Genomic DNA, 19,797 nt, shown 5'->3' with positions numbered 1-19,797 from the left:
CCCCACTAGACCTCAGGCGCAGTGACCATCATTGATCGAAAGTGCCATTCCCGGCCAAGTCTGCCCCAGGGCAGTGACACGTCAAGCTCGGTGCCCGTTCCGTGACCGTACGCGAATGAAGCGTCGCGGGAGCGTTACAGAGGCTGTACGGCCGGTACACGGGATTTGCACGACCGAGGACGATGACGGTTTCATGGCCGGTCCGTCCCGTGCCGGTTCCGCCACCCTTCCCGGATCGGCGGGTTGCGCGGAGGCTGTAGCGTGGCCGACGGAGACCGTGACAACACCGCGCGCACCGCGGGCAGAAACGACGGCGAGGACTGATGGCACAGCAGCAGCGCGCCCAGGGCCCGTCCGACCCCGAGGCGACTGGCGGCGGTATGTCGGACGCGCCGGAGATGTGGGGCAACGGCGGGCTTGTCGGGGACGGCCGGTACCGGCTGACCCACAGACTCGGCCGGGGCGGCATGGCAGAGGTGTTCGCCGCCGAGGACGTGCGCCTCGGGCGGACCGTCGCGGTCAAGCTGCTGCGCGCCGACCTCGCCGAGGACCCGGTCTCCAAGGCCCGTTTCACCCGCGAGGCACAGTCGGTGGCCGGGCTCAACCACCACGCGATCGTCGCCGTGTACGACTCCGGCGAGGACGTCGTGGGCGGCCAGAGCGTGCCGTACATCGTCATGGAGCTGGTCGAGGGCCGCACCATCCGCGACCTGCTGCTCAACGCCGAGGCGCCCGGTCCCGAGCAGGCCCTGATCATCGTCTCCGGCGTGCTGGAGGCGCTGGCCTACTCGCACCAGCACGGCATCGTGCACCGCGACATCAAGCCGGCCAACGTCATCATCACCAACAACGGCGCCGTGAAGGTGATGGACTTCGGCATCGCCCGCGCCCTGCACGGCGCGTCGACGACGATGACGCAGACCGGCATGGTCATGGGCACCCCGCAGTACCTCTCCCCGGAGCAGGCGCTCGGCAAGGCCGTCGACCACCGCTCCGACCTGTACGCGACGGGCTGCCTGCTCTACGAACTCCTCGCGCTGCGGCCCCCCTTCACCGGCGAGACGCCGCTGTCGGTGGTCTACCAGCACGTGCAGGACATCCCGACACCGCCGTCGGAGGTGTCCGACGCCTCGCCTCCGGAGCTCGACGGCCTGGTCATGCGTGCGCTGGCCAAGGAGCCGGACGACCGTTTCCAGACGGCCGAGGAGATGCGCGGGCTCGTCCAGTACGGGCTGCAGATGCTGTACGACCAGGGCAGCCACACCGGCACCTGGAACACCGGCCCGGTCGACATGCACGAGGGCCGGCACACCCCGGCCGCCGGTTTCGCCGGCACCCAGGTGCTGCCGCACCCCGGCGACGCCCCCGGCACGACCCAGATCCCGCAGCCGATCCTGCCCGCCGGGTACGGCGGCGGGGACGACGGCGGCTTCGAGGGGCACGGCAACCGGGGCAGCGGCCGCGGCAAGCTGTGGATCCTCGCCGTCCTCGCGGTGATCGCCATCGCGGCGGGCGTCGCGCTGGCGATGCAGAAGACCGGCTCGGGCGGCGGAGGCCCGGACACGACCCAGTCGCCGACCGCGACGAAGTCCACCGAGGACGGCACGGCCAGCGAGACGCCGAGCGACCAGGCGAGCGACCAGGCGACGGACACGGCCACGGGCGACAGCTCCGGCGACAACTCCGGCTCGAGCTGGACGCCGTCGTACTCGCCCTCGTACACGCCGTCGCCGAGCTACACGCAGCAGCCGACGAACGAGCCCACCAGCGAGCCGACGTCCCAGGCGCCGACGCAGCAGCCGAGCGACACGGCGTCCCAGCCGTCGCAGCCGACGGAGCCGACGGCCGGCATCACCGACGGCCTGGGCGGGAACTGACCCGGCCCGGCGGACCGCCTTTCACGCGTGCGGGGAGCCGTCCCACGGCTCCCCGCACGCGTGTCCGCGCCTGCCCTGATGCCGGGCGGCCCGCGTATTTGTCCGCCCGCCCGGTGCAGCCCGCCGTTTCGGGCAGCCGCTTCAGCCGGCCGTCTCAGCAGGCCGTCTCAGTCCGCGAACGCCCCGCACACCGCGTCGTACTCCCGCGTCCACCACACCGCCAGTGCCGAGGCCGCCGGGAACTGGAGGTCGGCGCGGGTGTCGCCGCGTTCGTAGTGCCAGCGCAGCATCCAGAAGTCGTTCAGGCGCTCCCACCACACGCGGTGCACGGCCGCGGCGAGCTGGGACGGTGTGGCGCCGGCCGCGCGCCGGTACGCGCGCGCGTAGGCCCGCACCTTCGGCAGGTCGAGCGTCCCGGCGGGCTGCACGAAGAAGATCGCGGCGGCGCGTACGGCCTCCTCGGCGCGGGGCCGCAGGCCCAGCCGGTCCCAGTCGACGATCGCGGCGGGCGCGTCGCCCCGGTAGAGCAGGTTGAACGGATGGAAGTCGCCGTGCACCCAGCCCACCGAGGCGCCGCGCGGCGGACGCCGGTCCGCGTGCCGCTCCAGCAGCGCGCGCCGCTCCAGCAGGCGGTGGCGGGCCAGTTCGTCGAAGGCGTCGGCGGGGTGGTGACGGCGCACCCGGGCGAGCAGCTCGTCGATGAGGCTGAAGGTGTCGGCGGGGTCGGCGCTCTCGGCCGGCTCGGCGCGCGCCCGCCGGTACGCCGGTTGCATTACGTGCTCCAGTCCGGCGTGCACCCGGCCCAGCAGCGCGCCCAGCCGTCCGCACTGCCCGGTGCCGAGCTGCCCGCCGTGCCGGTGGCGTCCCTCGATCCACGGGTGCAGGGCGTACGCGTGGCCGCCGACGACGGCGACCGTGCGCCCGTCCCGGCCGGCCAGCGCGGGCGCCACCGGGACACCCAGGTCGGCCAGGCGCTGGGTGGCGCGGTGCCGGCGTGCGATGGCGGCCGGGTCGGCCGTCTCGGGGTCGAAGTGGTGCTTGAGGAAGTACCGGCCGAGAGTGGTGCGCAGGCGGTAACCCCGGTTGAGCAGGCCTTGGTCGACGGGCTCGCAGGCGAGGGCCGAACCGGCCGCGAACTGGCGCAGCAACGGGCCCAACGGGGGCGCGTGAGGCACCTGGGGTGGTACGGAGGAGCGCGGCACGCCCCGATGCTAGGGCACCGGCCGAGCCTGTGAACTGCGTATTGTCACAGACTGTCGCATTCGATCACGAAGAGTACTCGAAGTGGGCGTCACGCACCCGGCGCGCACCCGTCACGCACCCGACGCGTGTGCCGGCACGTGTCCTGACGCCGCCCTGACGCCTGCCCGCACGCCTGTCCTGACGAGTGCCCCGGCCGGTGTCCTGACCCGCGCACCTGACGAACCGCGCCGCGCCCGCGTGACGAACCGCCTCCGTAGCGGTGGACTCTTCCCGTGACCTGGGTCACCGGGATAACGTGCCGTTGTTCCGGCCCCCTGCAAGGCTGTGACCAGCGACTGTTCCCGGCTGACGCGATTTACTTGGAAATCCAAGCAAAATCGCAGGTCAGGAGGTGTTTCACAGAAGTGTGGGGCACTGGGTAACGTGCCTCTTGCAGGGCGCTCGCCGGGGCACCTGTCACGCCTGTCCCCAACGAGCCACCCACCCTGTGCGCCCGTGGGACGGCAGGCGAGCCGCTTCCCCGGGCTCCTGAACGGAGCTGGGGGGACACCCAGGCACCCGGCGAACCCGGGAGCCGGACCGACGGAGGAGCACACGTGACCGTGGAGAGCACTGCCGCGCGCAAGCCGCGACGCAGCGCCGGTACCAAAAGCACGGCCGGCAAGCGAACGACCGGCCGTAAGTCGCCGGGCACCGAGCCCGGACTCGTACAGCTGCTGACGCCCGAGGGCGAGCGCGTCGAGAACGCCGAGTACGACCAGTACGTCGTCGGCGTCACCCCCGAGGAGCTGCGCGGCCTGTACCGCGACATGGTGCTCACCCGCCGCTTCGACGCCGAGGCCACCGCACTGCAACGGCAGGGCGAGCTGGGCCTGTGGGCCTCGCTGCTCGGCCAGGAGGCCGCCCAGATCGGCTCCGGCCGGGCGCTGCGCGACGACGACTACGTCTTCCCGACCTACCGCGAGCACGGCGTCGCCTGGTGCCGCGGGGTCGACCCGACCAACCTGCTCGGCATGTTCCGCGGCGTGAACAACGGCGGCTGGGACCCGAACGGCAACAACTTCCACCTGTACACGATCGTCATCGGCTCCCAGACGCTGCACGCGACCGGGTACGCGATGGGCGTCGCCAAGGACGGCGCGGACTCGGCCGTCATCGCGTACTTCGGCGACGGCGCCTCCAGCCAGGGCGACGTCGCGGAGTCCTTCACCTTCTCCGCGGTCTACAACGCCCCCGTGGTGTTCTTCTGCCAGAACAACCAGTGGGCGATCTCCGAACCGACCGAGAAGCAGACCCGCGTGCCGCTGTACCAGCGCGCGCAGGGCTACGGCTTCCCCGGCGTCCGCGTCGACGGCAACGACGTCCTCGCCTGCCTGGCGGTCACCCGGTGGGCGCTGGAGCGCGCCCGGGCCGGCGAGGGCCCGACGCTGGTCGAGGCGTACACGTACCGCATGGGCGCGCACACCACCTCCGACGACCCGACCCGCTACCGGGGCGACGAGGAGCGGCAGTCCTGGGAGGCGAAGGACCCGATCCTGCGGCTCCGCCGCTACCTGGAGGCCGCAAACCACGCGGACGAGGGATTCTTCGCGGAACTCGAGACCGAGAGCGAGACGTTGGGCAGGCGAGTGCGCGAAGCGGTCCGCGCCATGCCTGACCCGGACCGTTTCGCCATCTTCGAGAACGTGTACGCGGACGGGCACGCGCTCGTCGACGAGGAGCGAGCGCAGTTCGCCGCCTACCAGGCGTCGTTCGCGGACGAGTCCGAAAGCGGCTTCGCCGCGGGAGAGGGGGTCTGACATGGCTGCGGAGAAGATGGCCCTGGCCAAGGCGATCAACGAGTCGCTGCGCCGCGCCCTGGAGTCCGACCCCAAGGTCCTGGTCATGGGCGAGGACGTCGGCAAGCTCGGCGGCGTGTTCCGGGTGACGGACGGCCTGCAGAAGGACTTCGGCGAGAGCCGCGTCATCGACACCCCCCTCGCCGAGTCCGGCATCGTCGGCACGGCGATCGGTCTCGCGCTGCGCGGCTACCGCCCGGTGGTGGAGATCCAGTTCGACGGCTTCGTCTTCCCGGCCTACGACCAGATCGTCACGCAGCTCGCGAAGATGCACGCGCGCTCGCTGGGCAAGGTCAAGATGCCGGTCGTCATCCGCATCCCCTACGGCGGCGGCATCGGCGCGGTCGAGCACCACTCGGAGTCCCCGGAGTCGCTGTTCGCGCACGTGGCGGGCCTGAAGGTGGTCTCCCCCTCCAACGCCTCCGACGCGTACTGGATGATGCAGCAGGCCATCCAGAGCGACGACCCGGTGATCTTCTTCGAGCCGAAGCGGCGCTACTGGGACAAGGCCGAGGTCAACACCGAGGCGATCCCCGGCCCGCTGCACCGGGCCCAGGTCGTCCGCGAGGGCACCGACCTCACCCTGGTCGCCTACGGCCCGATGGTGAAGCTGTGCCAGGAGGTCGCCGACGCGGCCGCCGAGGAGGGCAGGTCCCTGGAGGTCCTGGACCTGCGCTCGGTCTCCCCGCTCGACTTCGACTCGATCCAGGCCTCGGTGGAGAAGACGCGCCGCCTGGTGGTGGTCCACGAGGCGCCGGTGTTCTTCGGCTCGGGCGCGGAGATCGCCGCCCGCATCACGGAGCGCTGCTTCTACCACCTGGAGGCGCCGGTCCTGCGGGTCGGCGGCTACCACGCCCCGTACCCGCCGGCCCGCCTGGAGGAGGAGTACCTGCCGGGCCTGGACCGGGTGCTCGACGCCGTCGACCGCGCCCTGGCGTACTGAGGAGAAGGTCGTGACGACGATGACGGAAGCGTCCGTACGCGAGTTCAAGATGCCGGACGTGGGCGAGGGGCTCACCGAGGCCGAGATCCTCAAGTGGTACGTCCAGCCCGGCGACACGGTCACCGACGGCCAGGTGGTGTGCGAGGTCGAGACCGCCAAGGCGGCCGTCGAACTGCCCATCCCCTACGACGGTGTGGTCCGCGAGCTGCACTTCCCCGAGGGCACCACGGTGGACGTGGGCACGTCGATCATCGCGGTGGACGTGTCGGGGGGCACCGCCGTCGCCGCCCCGGCCGCCCCCGCCGCGCCGGAGCGGCAGGAGGAGCCGAAGCCGCAGGGCCGTCAGCCGGTCCTGGTGGGCTACGGGGTGGCGACGTCCTCCACCCGGCGCCGTCCGCGCAAGGGCCCGGAGACCGCGACGCCCGTACCCGCGCCCGCAGCCCCCGCGGTGCCCGCGCCCGCGGCTCCGGCGGGGCTGAACGGCCACGGGACGGCTCCCGCGGCGGCGCCCGTGGCGCCGCCGCAGGAGCGCCCGCTGGCCAAGCCGCCGGTGCGCAAGCTGGCCAAGGACCTGGGCGTCGACCTGGCGACGGTCACCCCGTCCGGCCCGGACGGCATCATCACGCGCGAGGACGTGCACGCGGCGGTCGCGGCGCGGACCGAGGCGCCCGAGCCGGCCGTGGAGGCGCCCGCCGCCCCCACGCCCGCCCCCGCCCCGGTGTACGACACGGCCCGCGAGACCCGCGTCCCGGTCAAGGGGGTCCGCAAGGCCACGGCGGCGGCGATGGTCGGCTCGGCGTTCACCGCCCCGCACGTCACCGAGTTCGTGACGGTGGACGTGACCCGCACCATGCGGCTGGTCGAGGAGCTCAAGCAGGACAAGGAGTTCGCGGGCCTGCGCGTGAACCCCCTGCTGCTGATCGCCAAAGCCCTGCTGGTCGCCATCCGGCGCAACCCGGACATCAACGCGTCCTGGGACGAGGCGAACCAGGAGATCGTCCTCAAGCACTACGTCAACCTGGGCATCGCGGCGGCGACCCCGCGCGGCCTGATCGTCCCGAACATCAAGGACGCCCACGCCAAGACGCTGCCGCAGCTGGCCGAGGCCCTGGGCGACCTGGTGGCCACGGCCCGCGAGGGCAAGACGTCCCCGGGAGCCATGCAGGGCGGCACGGTGACCATCACCAACGTCGGCGTCTTCGGCGTCGATACCGGCACGCCGCTGCTCAACCCCGGCGAGTCCGCGATCCTCGCGGTCGGCGCGATCAAGCTCCAGCCATGGGTCCACAAGGGCAAGGTGAAGCCTCGCCAGGTCACCACCCTCGCCCTGAGCTTCGACCACCGCCTGGTGGACGGCGAACTCGGCTCCAAGGTCCTGGCCGACGTGGCCGCGATCCTGGAACAGCCCAAGCGGCTGATGACTTGGGCGTGACGGACATCACGCGATAGCCTCAGAGGCCCGGAGGGGACGGCCGCAACTTCAGCTTGCGACCGCCCCCTCCGTCTTTTTCTCCTCAGGTGCTGTCAGCCCTGGTTGAGCACGTACACCGGCACCCCGTCCTCCGTACCGCCCTGCGAGCGGATGCAGGCGTGCTTCTGCAGCAGCCGGAGGCACTCGTTGACGCGACGCACCGGAAGCCCCGTACGAGCCGCGACCGCTTCCAGCGGCTCGCGGAGTTCACCCTGTTCGACGAGGACCGGGGCGATCACCACAGCCACCGTCCACACGTCCTCCGTCACGGACAGCCGGTGCCGCCAGTCGGCCAGCACGGACTCCGTGGTTGGCGGCACCGCGAGGCGCCCGCCATGAGCCCGACGTTCGAGCACGAGACCGTCGAGCCGGTCCGCGATCCGCTCCATCGCCCGGACCATGGCCTGCTGCACGGCAAGCGTGGCCTTCTGCGTCGCCAGCACCTCCCTCTGCAGGGTGAGCGATTCCTGCTGTGCGTTCGCAAGCTCCTCGTCCAACTGAAGGTTGTGCGCCTCCAGACGGACGATGGCCTCCGCGACCTGGTCCGGCATGGCATACACGACCGGGGCACCCGGATCGGCGGGCTGCACCTCCGCCTCCTCAAGGGCGTAGGAGCCCTCCCGCTGCACTGTCTCGATCACCTCGGCGGCCCACTGCTTGAAGGGCTCGCAAGACGGTTTCGTGCAGGCCTGGACGAGGCGGATCAGACCCTGCAGATCGATGAGTTGCAAGTCTCGACGCCACTCCCTACCTGCGGGAATGCTGAGAGAGTGACTTCCAGTCACTGTCTCGAGACTCTCTCGATGGTCCGCCGGGACGTGGTCCGTCAGTGCCTTACGGGTCGTGGTGTACCCGAGTTCCTTGCACACATCCACCGCCGGGAACCAGTGGGTCCCGTCCGGCATGGTCAGCCGGCGCACCCGGGCTCCGGTCGCCGCGTAGACGAAGTCGCTGACGTCGATCGCCTCGTGTCGTTCGACAGAGTCGTGTCGCTTGCTGGGTTCGATCACGTGAACCACCTCCGCCGCGGAACGTAAAGCGGAGCAAATCGAATATGCCAGCCAAAGCCAGGATGTTCACGATTGCGAGCGAATATCGCCTCTTCTGCTTGCATATAAGGCAGTTGAGTGCGCATAACCTCAACTGCCTTATCCTGCCGCTGTCGGTGAGCACCTCCGCCAGCACGGTCAGGACAGCCGGTATCTCTGCTCGACAACCGACAACCGACAACCGACAACCCCACCGGGTCGGAGACCGGGGCCTTCTGCTGTCGACCGGCACATGGACGGCCCCCCGGGTGGGACCCGGGGGGCCGGCAGGGTGGCTGGGGTCAGCGGACGTCGACGAAGTCGCCGGGGGAGGTGGCGGCCGCTGTGGTGGACGTGCCGGTGAAGACGTATCGCCAGTAGCCGTCCGTCGACGCCGTCACCGTGGTGTTCAGACCTCCCGTGCTGCTGGTGGAGATCGTTTTGACGGTCGTGTACCCGGACGCCCCGGTCTTTCTGAACTGCAGCTTCACCTTCTGCCCGGCGTATCCGTGATACCCGCCGAGCGTCTCCCAGCCCGCGCGGGAGAGCTTGCCCGTGATGGTGAGCGTCTTGCCCTTGGCCACCGGCTCGGGGGACGCGTTCGCCGTCACCCTCGCGTCGCGCACCACGGACGCCGACTTGGCGGCGTGCAGGTCGACGTACCCGGTGCCGTCCGCGGCCTCGGCCCAGGCGGCGGCCTTCCAGACACCGGCGAAGGCGTTGCGGCCCAGGGTCCAGCGCGGCTGGATGTACGCGAACTGCGCCTCGCAGGTGGACGTGGTCGCGTCGACCTTGGTGCAGGTCGCCGGCCACGCGCCGTAGAGGACGGCGTCGGGGGTGGTGTACGAGCCCCGGTAGAGGTACATGTCGCCGCTCGCGATCCCCGACGGGTCGGTCGCGGTGAACTTCGCCGTGAACTCCTGGAGCGGCTGGTCGGTCAGCTCGACCGGCTTTCCGCCGTTCACCACGATGTTCGAGATGCGGGTAGCGCCCACCGCCTCGTCGCTCTGCGGGGCCGGGCCCCCGAACGCCCGCACGATGGTGCGGCGGAGGCTGCCTCCCTGGTCGTCGGCGGCGGTGACGCGCAGGGTGATGAAGGAGGCGGTGGCGGGTACGTCCAGCGTGGCGGAGCCGTCGGCCGCGACGGTCAGGTCGGTCCAGTTCGCGCCGTCGTCGGTGGAGTAGGCGAGACCGGTGACCCGGGTGTTCACCTCGGTCGCCGTGTTGCGGGTGCTCGCGCTCGCGTCGACCCGTACCGTCCCGACCGCCGCACGACCCAGGCCGTCGAGCCCCGAGACCTTCAACTGAGTGTCGATCAGCGGGAGCTCCATGCGGCTCGCATAGCCCGAACGGAAGGTCCACTCGTTGTGGACGTCCGTGGACAGCCGGGAGTACGGGACACGGCGGTGCACCGTCTGGTCGAGGGTGTACGTCCGCTCGGACGACGGCAGGCTCGAAGACGTCAGCCCGTGGAAGCTGTCGAGGCCCGAGGCCTGCGCGTAGGTGACGCCGTCGGACGTCAGCTTGTAGGCGTAGGTCGCGCGGAGGTCGTTGGCCGGGTGGCCCGCGGTGTCACCGAAGGTGTCCGGCTCGCGCAGCGACATCTTGTCGAGGGACCGCTGTGAGCCGCCCCACTGGCCGCGCACCGGCTGGAGCGGGGCAGCACCGAGTACCTCGCCCGCACTGGTCCCGGCGGGCAGGGTGCGGTCGGGGAGGTTCAGCCTCAGGTCGCTGGGGCCGTAGTCCAGGATGCGGTTGTAGGTGATGCCGGGGGTGGCGTACTCGGTGACGGAACCGGCGGTCGGCACCGAGGAGCCGATGAACACGCCCGTCCACTCGCCGAGGGAAGGGGCGCTCTGCAGGAGCGCGGTGGTGCGGGTGCCCGGGGCGTCGACCTTCGTGACCGTCTTCGCCAGGTCGGAGGTGCGGACCGTCTTGACGGGCGAGGTGGGCACCGTGCTGTCGAAGCTGTGCGTGAGGTCGTATCGGTAGGTGCTGGGGACGCTCGCGGACGCGCCCTTCTTGCCGAGCACCTCGTGCAGACGCAGCGAGACACCGGGCACCGAGAACGGGGTGACGTACACCTTGTCGGGCCCCGCACCGGCGAAGCCCGCCAGGCCGCCACCCGGGACGGCGATCCACACGGCGGAGGACTCCCGGGCGGCGCCGGTGTCATCGGTACGGATCGCGGTCTCCTTGGCCGCGCGCTGGTCGAAGGTGACCGTGGTGGCGGCCGAACCGACGGTGAAGGTCCGGGTGAGCAGGTAGCTCGGCTTCATCCAGTCGCTGTGCAACGCCACCGAGAAGTAGTCGCCCGGCGGCAGCTTCACGCTCGAGGTGCCGCCCGCCGTGTCGCTGTTGACGGCGTACGACGTCCAGGTCTTGCGGTTCCAGACGTAGAAGAGCTTCGAAATGACGTCGGCGTTCGTGATGCTCAGTTTCACCGTGTACGTCGACGCGGTGGCGCTCTGCGTGGTGAGACCGCTGAGGGTGGTGCCGGTGCGGGTGTCCGTCGCTGTCAGCGGAAGCCTGGCGGTCGTTCGGTCCGCCGCGGACTTCGTCGTCGGTCGTACGGAGAGCGTGCCGTTCGTGGCGGCGATCGTGTAGCGGGCCGGGCGGCCCCCGGAGCTTTCCGGATCCGCCGTGACCCGGACGTTCCGCCCGTCGACGAGCTCGACACGGCCACCGTCCCCCAGCTCGGCGCTGGACGCCAGGCGGTGGGCCGGACCCGGTACCGCGGAGACCACGCCCACCGTGCCGGGTTCCGCGTCCGTGGCGCTCGCCATGGGCGCGAGCAGCACCGAAGCCGTCACCAACGCCCCGCTCACTGCCACCCCAGCGGGCCTTCGGAACCGCCCACCCAAGAATTCGGACATCAGATCGTCCCTGTCCCTTCCCCTCGAAGATCAACCCCCGGCCTGTCCACCACAGGAGTCGATCTGCCCACCCCAAGGCGGAGTGCGAGCCTCCGTTCGATTATTGCCACCCGTCCGCCTGCGGCCTCAGCGGGGTGGGTGACACGGCCGACGGAGCGGGTCCGGCGTCCGGGCCTCTGACGAGGTCGAGTTCCGCCCAGACGCTCTTGCCGACCGTCGGTTTCTCCACGGACCCCTCGTCTACGCCGTGGCTGGAGAGCGAGTCCGACGCCGCGCGTCACAACGTCACGTTCGAGCGGATCGCCCGCAGCGGCCTCGCGCTTCGCGACTCCGCCGCCCTGATCGAACGCATCCGCAAGGAGCTGTGAGCCGTGTCGCCTTTCCGGTTCGCCGAGTTCACTTGCAGCAGCGGCAACGGGGAGTGCGTGGAGTCGCCCGTAACGTCCCCCGGACCGTCGCCGTGCGGGACGGCAAGCGGGCCGGCGGGCCCATACTCCGGGTCGGGCCCGCCGCGTGGGCGTCCTTCGCGGCGTACGTGGGGCGCCCCGGGCGCTGAAAAGGCCCGCCGCCGGCTGCGACGGGCCCTCGGAGCGCGGAGCGGGACGTCAGCTGATCCTGGCGTAGCCGTAGTTGATGAGCTTCTTGACGTCGTTCGTGCGGTCCGTGGCGGTCGGTGCCGTCATGACCGTGCCCATCACCGACTCGCCGTTCAGCGTGGCGGCGAAGACGAGGCAGTAGTGGGCGTCGGGGCCCGAGCCGGTCTTGATGCCGAGCGTGCCGTTCCAGCCGAGCAGGGTGTTGGTGTTGTACCAGGTGGCCATCGTGCGGGTGGCGCCGCTGCTGGTGATGGTCTTCGCCGTGTACGACTTGGTCTTCACGACGGTCTTGAACGTCGTGCTCTTCATCACGCTGCGGGCGAGCTTCGTCAGGTCGCGCGGCGTCGAGTAGTTCGAGCCGTTGCTCAGGCCGTCGAACGAGTCGAAGTGCGTGTTCGTCATGCCGAGGTTCTTGGCCGTGGTGTTCATCTTGTAGATGAACGACTTCACGCGCGCGCTGACCGTCGTGCCGGAGCCGAACTTGTCGGCGAGGGCCATCGCGGCGTCGCAGCCGGAGGGCAGCATCATCCCGTACAGCAGCTGCCGGACGGTGACCTTGTCGCCGACGATCAGGTGGGCCGACGAGGGGTAGCCCTTGGAGACCATGTAGTCACTGACGGCCTTCTTGATCGTGACCTTGGTGTCCAGGTTCAGGTTCGACTGCGACAGCACGACCTTGGCGGTCATGACCTTCGTGGTCGAGGCGGTCAGCCGCTTGGTGTCGGCGGACTTGCTGTAGAGGGTCGTGCCAGTGGCGCTGTTCATCAGGTATCCGCCCTTGGCGGTGATGGTGGGCGCCGTCAAGGCCTGCGCCGGAGCCGCGGTGAGCGCTCCGGTGGCGAACACCGCGCCGGTCGTGACGGCGACGGCTGCGGCTTTGCGAAGACGGAAGCCCTTGATGCCGGTAATCAAGTGAGGTACCCCGATTGAGTCGAATGCCCCTGGAATGCGGCCGGGTTGAGCGTGCATGGATTCTGGGGCCGCACGTGTGTGACACGTAAGTAGCACAGAAGGTTGTGCGGTTGATGGGGTGAATTCGGGATCCGGCTGTGGCGTGGGCCACGTGCGTGCCGCGCCCGACGCGGGGCCGGCCGCCCGCGGTCCGCATGGTGGACCGGCCCGGACATGCGTACGTGTTGTATCTATGCTGTGTTCATGCCTTCAGTGCCACTCGCACCCGTCAAGCGGCCGCCCGCCGCCGACCGCGTGTACGCCCACGTCAAGCAGGCCGTCCTGGAACGCCGTTACGAGGGCGGGACCCTCCTCACCGAAGGCGAACTCGCCGAAGCCGTCGGAGTCTCGCGCACCCCCGTGCGCGAGGCGCTGCTGCGGCTGGAGGTCGAGGGGCTGATCCGGCTGTACCCGAAGAAGGGTGCGCTGGTCCTGCCGGTGTCCGCGCAGGAGATCGCCGACGTCATCGAGACCCGCCTGCTGGTCGAGGAGCACGCGGCCCGCAAGGCCGTACCCGCATCCGCGGGTCTCGTCGAGCGGCTGGAGGAACTGCTGGCCCGGCAGCGGGCGCAGGCCGCCGTCGGCGACTTCGCCGCGGCCGCCGTCACCGACCGCTGCTTCCACGCCGAGATCGTGCGCAGCGGCGGCAACGAGATCCTCTCCCGCCTCTACGACCAGCTGCGCGACCGTCAGCTGCGGATGGGCGTAGCCGTCATGCACTCCCACCCGGACCGGATCGCCAAGACCCTCGCCGAGCACGAGGAGATCCTCGACGCGCTGCGCTCCGGGGACGCGGACGCGGCGGTCGGGGTCGTGCACCGGCACGTCGGCTGGTTCTCGCACCTGGCGCGGGGGGAGATCCGATGAGCGTCTCCACCCTGCCGGGCGACCCGCCGGGCGGACGGCGCGCGATCGCCGTCTGGGGCGTCGGCGTCTCCGTCTACTTCGTCGCCGTGATCTTCCGGACGTCCCTCGGCGTCGCCGGGCTGGACGCGGCCGACCGCTTCCACGTCAACGCCTCGGCGCTGTCGACCTTCTCCATCCTGCAACTGCTGGTCTACGCCGGCATGCAGATACCCGTGGGGCTCCTGGTCGACCGGCTCGGCACCAAGAAGGTGCTGGGCATCGGGACCGTGCTGTTCACGGCCGGCCAGCTGGGCTTCGCCCTCTCGCCGTCGTACGGCATGGCGCTCGCCTCGCGGGCGCTGCTCGGCTGCGGCGACGCGATGACGTTCATCAGCGTGCTGCGGCTGGGCACCCGCTGGTTCCCCGCCCGGCGCGGCCCGCTCGTCGCGCAGCTCGCGGGGCTCGTGGGCATGGCCGGCAACCTGGTCTCCACGCTGCTGCTGGCCCGGCTGCTGCACGGCGTCGGCTGGACGGCGGCGTTCGCGGGCAGCTCGCTCGCCGGAGCCGTCGTCCTCGTCCTGCTGCTGGTCTTCCTGAAGGACCACCCCGAGGGCCACGAACCGGAGCCGCTGCCGCACCGGGGGGCCGCCTACGTGCGCCGGCAGATCGCCGCTTCCTGGCGGGAGCCGGGGACCCGGCTCGGGCTGTGGGTGCACTTCACGACCCAGTTCCCGGCGATGGTGTTCCTGCTGCTGTGGGGGCTGCCGTTCCTGGTCGAGGCGCAGGGGCTCAGCCGCGCCACGGCCGGGGAACTGCTCACCCTGGTCGTCCTGTCGAACATGGCCGTCGGCCTGGTCTACGGCCAGGTCGTCGCCCGGCACCACGCGGCCCGGCTGCCGCTGGCGCTGGGCACGGTGGGCGCCACCGCGGTCATGTGGGCGCTCACCCTGGCGTGGCCCGGCGCCCGTGCGCCGATGGGGCTGCTGATCGCACTGTGCGCGGTGCTGGGCGCGTGCGGGCCCGCGTCCATGCTCGGCTTCGACTTCGCGCGGCCGGCCAACCCGCCGGAGCGGCAGGGCACGGCCTCCGGAATCACCAACATGGGCGGTTTCGTCGCCTCGATGACGACGCTGTTCGCGATCGGCGTGCTGCTCGACGCCACCGGTGACAACTACACCGTCGCCTTCTCCGCGGTGTTCGTGCTCCAGGCGCTCGGCGTCAGCCAGATCCTCCGGCTCGGCGGGCGGGCGGCACGCCGGGAGCGGGAGCGGCTGGTGGCCAGCCGGGTGGAGACGGTGCACGTGCCCGCGTGACCCACGACGCGGCCCCGCTCACCTGCGCGGCCCCGCTCACCTGCGCGGCCCCGCTCACCTGCGCGGCCCGGTCATAGGCGTGGCCCCGCGCAGCCGTGAGACCAGTCGGGCGGCCCCGCTCACCGGCGTGTCCCGGGCGCCGGGCGGGGCACCGCGTCGCCGTCGGCACGCGGTGCGGCCTGGTCCCGCGGCCTCCGGACCACCGTCCGGCAGCGCCCCGGACTACGGCGTCACCGTGAAGTTCCGCAGGATCGCCGACGTCAGCTCCGGGGCGCCCTCGGCCTTGACCCGGTCCGCCACCGCGTCCGGCGTCACCCGGCCGCAGGCCAGGCGGACGTAGGTCTCCCAGTCGAGGGTGAAGGTCGCGGCGGGTCCCAGCGCGGGGGCCGTCTCGAGGGTGCCGCGGCCCTGGATGTCGATGCGGATCGTGCGCAGGAACTCGATCGGGCCGTGGACGTCGAAGACGAACGCCGAACTGCGCGGCGCCTCGGCCCGGTTCGCCACCACCTCCGGCAGCGCGGCCAGCAGCACGTCACGGGCCACGTGCGCGCCGGGGGAGTCGAGGTTGCCGGGACGGCCGAGCGCGGCGCGCAGGTCCTGCTCGTGCACCCACACGTTGAAGGCGTGGCTGCGCATGGACTCCTCCAGCGTCAGCTCGGAGCCCAGCGGGCCGCGCACCTTGGCGCCCGGCTGCCGGTTCTCGTTGCGCAGCTGGCGGTTGCGGCGGATGATCACGTACTCCAGCTCGGACGTCATCTCCGGCGCCGTGTGGTGGCGGCGGACGTCGACCTGCATCTCCATGTAGCGCTGGTGCTCGTTGGTGACGTGGAACAGGTCGCGCGGGAGCGCGTGGATGGGCCGCGGGTCGCCGAGCATCTCGCAGTCCAGGCCGATGACGTGGGAGACGACGTCACGGACCGACCACCCAGGGCACGGTGTGCGCCAGTTCCACTCGCCCTCCACGAGGGGCCGGACCAGTTCGGATATCGCTTCGATGGAGTGGGTCCAGGCGTCGGCGTAGGGCTGGAGGGTGGGATGCAGACTCACGGAACGGGACCCCTCGGCGGTCGGTACACGGGCAGGTTGTGGCGGCTTTGCCAGTGGGAGGTGGCTGCACTCGGCGGGTGTCTTGGAACTCCCCCAGCTCTCGGTCGCGCTCGAGCCGGGGGTGCCCCCAAGTTACGCTGCTGTGAGGCACCCCGGCAGTGCTTTCGTGTGACGATCGTAGGCCCGAGTGGACGGCTTCCATGCCAGGACGGTGGTAGTGTGCGCGCCTCTTTGCTTCAGATTGCCGTGAACGAGGACGAATCGGTCGAATCGCGTCGGCGGCGGGTGTCGTCGCTCGTACGGGAACAGGCCGGAGCCGATCTGGTCGTGCTCCCGGAGCTGTGGACCACCGGTGCCTTCGCCTACGAGGACTTCGGCGGCGAGGCCGAGCCGCTCCAGGGGCCGACGTACGAGGCCATGGCGAAGGCGGCGAGCGACGCGGGCGTGTGGCTGCACGCGGGCTCGATCCCCGAGCGCGACCCGGACGGCACCCTCTACAACACCTCACTCGTCTTCACCCCCTCCGGCGACCTGGCCGCCGCCTACCGCAAGATCCACCGCTTCGGCTTCGACGAGGGCGAGGCCGTGCTGATGGGAGCGGGCCGCGAACCGGTGACCGTCCGGCTGCCGCAGACCACCGCCGGCCTGGCCACCTGCTACGACCTCCGCTTCCCCGAACTGTTCCGCGCGCTCGTCGACGCCGGCGCCGAGATCCTGGTGATCCCGGCGGGCTGGCCGGAGCGCCGCCGGGCGCACTGGACGCTGCTGGCCCGGGCGCGGGCGGTGGAGAACCAGGCGTTCGTGCTCGCCTGTGGAACGGCCGGGACCCACGCGGGGGTTCCCCAGGCCGGTCACTCGATCGTGGTGGATCCCTGGGGCGAGGTGCTCGCCGAGGCGGACGCCGGCGAGGAGGTCCTCACCGTCGACCTCGACCCGGCGAAGGTGGCGGCGACCCGGCAGCAGTTCCCGGCCCTGAAGGACCGCGTCCTGGGCCTGGCACCCCCGCCCGCGCCCCGGCCTTCCTGAGGCCCCGTGACCCCTGTCCCATGACCCCTGCCCCCGGCTGGGACGGGGGTTCAGTCCTCCCCCAGGCCGTGTTCCCGCTCCTTCTCCGCCAGGTGGATCACGCACACCGTCACCGCGATCAGCAGCGCCGGGTCCGCGTCCTCGCGGACGACGTCGACGCCGTACGTCTCGCGCACGTGCAGCCAGCGGCGGGAGATCACGGCCAGCACCTCGCCGTCGTACTCGACGACGAACTCCCGGTCGAGGATCCGGCCGCTGACGTCGAGTTCGGTGCCGTCCACCAGGGTGACCCGGAAGTGGTTGCGCAGCAGCGACAGGCGCTTGCGCCGGACGGTCGCCAGGGCCTCGCCGCCGCGTTCGATCACCATCGTGTCGCGCAGCGCGAACATCTTCCGGTGGATGTCGACGAGCACGTGCCCGTCCCGGTCCTTCAGTTCGAAGGTGTCCCGCAGCCGCATGGCCTTGCCGTCGACGAGGAACACCTTGTCGCCGTGCTCGTCCTCGATCCAGTAGTCCTCGCCGATGCCGAGGAGCCGGTCGCGTACCAGGAATCTCATACCGTCAGCGCTTCCCCGCCGGCCGGCCCGCGACGCCGCCGCTAGGCCGACGGACTGAGCCCCCGGCCCCGGCCCCCGAGCCGCCGGGCTGAGCAAGGGCCGCCGGGCTGAGCAAGGGCCGCCGGGCTGAGCCCGGTCCCGTGCCGCGCCGCGCCCGCCCCGCCCCGGGCTGCGGGCGGAGCGGAGTCAGGCGCCGGGGCCGGGACAGGGCGGCCGAAGAGGACTGCCCCGGCACCCGGCGGGGGTGAGGGGCAGGTGGGTTGCCCGGGAACGGCGGGCGGGGCCCGGGTGGTCCCCGGCCGCCGCCGCCGCCGCCGCCGCCGCCGCCCGCCCCCACCCGCCCCCGGCCGCGTCCGCGTCCGCCGTGGAGAGCGGCGGCCGGTGTACCTCCTGCCGGTTACCGCCGACGCGGCACCAGCTTGAACACCGCCACCCCGGCGGCCACCAGGGTGGTGGCCGCCACCAGCATCGCCATGCTGTTCATCCACAGGCCGGTGGCCGCCAGTGTCGCGCCTCCGGCGCCGGTCGTGCCCGCGCCGATCACTCTGCCGTACATGTCGCTTTTCTCCTGGAAGGGTTGAAAGAGGGTTGAAGGGGATTCACGTGGCCACCCACTTCTCCTCGCTGCGGCGGACCAGCCCCCACAGCGAGGTGAAGTAGACGGCGTGCTGGAAGAGGTCGTAGAGCATCTCCGGGACCATCAGTGCGGCGACCAGCACGGCCAGCGGCCCGGCGCGGCGTACCGAGACGGTCTTCTCGACCACGAAGATCAGGCCGATCGCCGTCCAGAAGGGCGAGAGGCCGGGCCAGCCGTACAGCGTGGTGTACGTGGTCATGTAGGTCAGGTAGGCGAGGAAGGAGAGCGCGCCGAAGCCCATCAGGATCTGCTGGAGGAAGTAGCGGGCGGTGACCCGGGTCCAGCCGTAGTCGCGCAGGTTCTCCAGGGCGCCGCGCTGCCAGCGCAGCCGTTGGTGCCACAGCTTGGACAGGCTCGGCATGACCTCGGTGGTGACCGCGCAGCCGGCCGGGGACATGGTCCGGTAGCCGAGGGTCTTGACCGCCTTGGTCATCTCGTCGTCCTCGGTGAGCGAGGCGAGGCTGTAGTAGTCGGTGCCGCCGCCCAGTTCGCCGGAGCGGCGGGCGGCGCGGACCTCGCGGAGCACGCGGGCGCGGAACATGGTGCCGGTGCCGGTGAGGACCTGGGCCTTGCCTCCGGTGCGCTCCAGTTCCCAGGCGTAGCGGTGGAACTCCATGCGCTGCAGCAGGCCGAGGAGGCCGCCGCCGTCCTCGCCGTAGAAGACGCCGCCGACGGCGCCGACCTTGCGGTTGAAGGTGGCGAGCGCGGTCTCGGCGAACCAGGGGTTGAGGACGGTGTCCGCGTCCTGGACGAGGAGCAGGTCCCGGTCGTCCAGGTGCGGCAGCACCCAGGAGATGGCCTGGTTGAGGGCGCCGGCCTTCTTGTGCGTGTTGCCCCGGGTGTGGAAGACCTGGGCGCCGTGCGCGGCGGCGACGCGGGCGGTGTCGTCGGTGCAGTTGTCGGCGACGACGACGATCAGGTCGGGGCGCCGGGTCTGCTCCCAGAGGCCCTCGATGGCGTAGGAGATACGTTCCTGCTCGTTGTGGGCGGGGATCAGGACGGCAAGCCGAGGTCTGCCGTCCTGATCCCCGGGGGCGGCGTGCGCGCGGCGCGCGGCATGACGGCGCACAGCTCGGACCCCCCATCGTGAAAGCCGTAGTGGACCCGGACGGTGATGTTCCGGATCCGACGGTGATCCACAGTCTTCACGATTTCCCTACAACTCCGAAAGTTGAAACTGGTAAAAAATCCCTCACGGCTGTCTGTGATCGCCCTGTGGGTGCGGGATCGCCCTGTGCGTACGGCTGTGTCCCGCAAACGGTCGAACGGTTCCTCAGACGCCGTAGCCGTCGCTGTAACCGTCGCGCCGATGGGGGTGCGCCTCCTCGCTGACGACCGGTGTGGTGGGCGGTACCACCACCCGCCTGCGCCGGGCGATGCTGCTGAAGGTGCTGACACCGATCAGCCCGACGATCATCAGGATGATGCCGACCAGGTCGAGGTTGACCCCCTGCATGTGCCAGTCGGTCGCAAACGTGAGGATGGCTCCCGCGGCGATGAGGATGATGCATCCGCCGAGGCCCATGAGTGTCGCCTCCTGTCCGATCCGGACTTTCCGGTCACCTCCGTGTACCCGCGCGTCCGGCAC

18 protein-coding genes are annotated in these 19,797 nt (G+C 71.1%); 9 read left to right on the top strand and 9 right to left on the bottom strand.

Annotation, left to right across the window (positions count from 1 at the left end; genetic code table 11):
• Nucleotides 1-323: 323 nt before the first annotated feature.
• Nucleotides 324-1,877: a protein kinase domain-containing protein gene (locus tag VKA29_RS34635; protein ID WP_324790017.1), complete on the top strand. Its 1,554-nt coding sequence runs from the start codon at nt 324-326 to the stop codon at nt 1,875-1,877.
• Nucleotides 1,878-2,044: 167 nt separating this feature from the next.
• On the opposite strand, the gene VKA29_RS34630 is transcribed toward VKA29_RS34635, so the two are convergent.
• Nucleotides 2,045-3,052, bottom strand: a complete 1,008-nt coding sequence (locus tag VKA29_RS34630; protein WP_324790231.1) for a phosphotransferase — start codon at nt 3,050-3,052, stop codon at nt 2,045-2,047.
• A 624-nt stretch (nt 3,053-3,676) separates the two neighbouring features.
• Here VKA29_RS34630 and pdhA point away from each other — a divergent pair.
• The 3 genes from pdhA to VKA29_RS34615 are packed head-to-tail and all read left to right on the top strand — an operon-like array spanning nt 3,677 to nt 7,293.
• Entirely contained in the window at nt 3,677-4,879 is a 1,203-nt protein-coding gene (pdhA, locus tag VKA29_RS34625; RefSeq protein WP_324790016.1) for a pyruvate dehydrogenase (acetyl-transferring) E1 component subunit alpha, read from the top strand.
• A 1-nt stretch (nt 4,880) separates the two neighbouring features.
• Nucleotides 4,881-5,861: an alpha-ketoacid dehydrogenase subunit beta gene (locus VKA29_RS34620; RefSeq protein WP_324790015.1), complete on the top strand. Its 981-nt coding sequence runs from the start codon at nt 4,881-4,883 to the stop codon at nt 5,859-5,861.
• A 10-nt stretch (nt 5,862-5,871) separates the two neighbouring features.
• Entirely contained in the window at nt 5,872-7,293 is a 1,422-nt protein-coding gene (locus tag VKA29_RS34615; protein WP_324790014.1) for a dihydrolipoamide acetyltransferase family protein, read from the top strand.
• Between the two features lie 92 nt (nt 7,294-7,385).
• Here the strand turns inward: VKA29_RS34615 and VKA29_RS34610 are convergent, their stop codons facing one another.
• Together VKA29_RS34610 and VKA29_RS34605 are read right to left on the bottom strand one after the other, a co-directional pair.
• Nucleotides 7,386-8,342 carry a Bro-N domain-containing protein gene (locus tag VKA29_RS34610; RefSeq protein WP_324790013.1) on the bottom strand — a complete coding sequence of 319 codons (957 nt, stop codon included), beginning with the start codon at nt 8,340-8,342 and terminating at the stop codon, nt 7,386-7,388.
• Nucleotides 8,343-8,662: 320 nt separating this feature from the next.
• Entirely contained in the window at nt 8,663-11,173 is a 2,511-nt protein-coding gene (locus VKA29_RS34605) for a hypothetical protein (protein WP_324790012.1), read from the bottom strand.
• A gap of 269 nt (nt 11,174-11,442) precedes the next feature.
• Here VKA29_RS34605 and VKA29_RS34600 point away from each other — a divergent pair, with 269 nt between their 5' ends.
• Nucleotides 11,443-11,604, top strand: coding sequence for a hypothetical protein (locus VKA29_RS34600; RefSeq protein ID WP_324790011.1), 162 nt, complete (start codon nt 11,443-11,445; stop codon nt 11,602-11,604).
• Nucleotides 11,601-11,792: a DUF397 domain-containing protein gene (locus VKA29_RS34595; RefSeq protein WP_324790010.1), complete on the top strand. Its 192-nt coding sequence runs from the start codon at nt 11,601-11,603 to the stop codon at nt 11,790-11,792. Before VKA29_RS34600 ends, VKA29_RS34595 begins: the two co-directional genes overlap by 4 nt.
• 49 nt (nt 11,793-11,841) lie before the next feature.
• Here the strand turns inward: VKA29_RS34595 and VKA29_RS34590 are convergent, their stop codons facing one another.
• Nucleotides 11,842-12,744 (bottom strand): D-alanyl-D-alanine carboxypeptidase family protein, encoded by a 903-nt coding sequence (locus VKA29_RS34590; protein ID WP_324790009.1) that lies wholly within the window; start codon nt 12,742-12,744, stop codon nt 11,842-11,844.
• A gap of 243 nt (nt 12,745-12,987) precedes the next feature.
• Between VKA29_RS34590 and VKA29_RS34585 the strand changes: the two genes are divergently transcribed.
• Both VKA29_RS34585 and VKA29_RS34580 read left to right on the top strand, forming a co-directional pair.
• On the top strand, nt 12,988-13,650 hold the full coding sequence (locus VKA29_RS34585; protein ID WP_324790008.1) for a GntR family transcriptional regulator: 663 nt from the start codon (nt 12,988-12,990) through the stop codon (nt 13,648-13,650).
• A complete protein-coding gene (locus tag VKA29_RS34580) occupies nt 13,647-14,942 on the top strand; it encodes an MFS transporter (RefSeq protein WP_324790007.1) in 1,296 nt (431 codons plus the stop codon). The genes VKA29_RS34585 and VKA29_RS34580 overlap by 4 nt, the downstream gene beginning before the upstream one ends.
• A gap of 222 nt (nt 14,943-15,164) precedes the next feature.
• Here VKA29_RS34580 and VKA29_RS34575 read toward each other — a convergent pair whose 3' ends face one another.
• Complete coding sequence (locus VKA29_RS34575) at nt 15,165-15,989, bottom strand: maleylpyruvate isomerase family mycothiol-dependent enzyme (protein WP_324790006.1); 825 nt, start codon at nt 15,987-15,989, stop codon at nt 15,165-15,167.
• 219 nt (nt 15,990-16,208) lie between these two features.
• Here VKA29_RS34575 and VKA29_RS34570 point away from each other — a divergent pair, with 219 nt between their 5' ends.
• On the top strand, nt 16,209-17,015 hold the full coding sequence (locus tag VKA29_RS34570; protein WP_324790005.1) for a carbon-nitrogen family hydrolase: 807 nt from the start codon (nt 16,209-16,211) through the stop codon (nt 17,013-17,015).
• Between the two features lie 50 nt (nt 17,016-17,065).
• Here VKA29_RS34570 and VKA29_RS34565 read toward each other — a convergent pair whose 3' ends face one another.
• The 4 genes from VKA29_RS34565 to VKA29_RS34550 form a co-directional block, all read right to left on the bottom strand.
• Complete coding sequence (locus VKA29_RS34565; protein WP_324790004.1) at nt 17,066-17,572, bottom strand: LURP-one-related/scramblase family protein; 507 nt, start codon at nt 17,570-17,572, stop codon at nt 17,066-17,068.
• Between the two features lie 397 nt (nt 17,573-17,969).
• Complete coding sequence (locus VKA29_RS34560) at nt 17,970-18,128, bottom strand: hypothetical protein (RefSeq protein ID WP_324790003.1); 159 nt, start codon at nt 18,126-18,128, stop codon at nt 17,970-17,972.
• A gap of 43 nt (nt 18,129-18,171) precedes the next feature.
• A complete protein-coding gene (locus VKA29_RS34555) occupies nt 18,172-19,278 on the bottom strand; it encodes a glycosyltransferase family 2 protein (protein ID WP_324790002.1) in 1,107 nt (368 codons plus the stop codon).
• A 204-nt stretch (nt 19,279-19,482) separates the two neighbouring features.
• Nucleotides 19,483-19,734 (bottom strand): DUF6458 family protein, encoded by a 252-nt coding sequence (locus tag VKA29_RS34550; RefSeq protein ID WP_324790001.1) that lies wholly within the window; start codon nt 19,732-19,734, stop codon nt 19,483-19,485.
• Nucleotides 19,735-19,797: the final 63 nt, after the last annotated feature.

The organism is Streptomyces sp. H51 (genome assembly GCF_035656535.1).
Taxonomy (GTDB): domain Bacteria; phylum Actinomycetota; class Actinomycetes; order Streptomycetales; family Streptomycetaceae; genus Streptomyces.
This window is presented reverse-complemented; position numbering and strand designations above follow the sequence as displayed.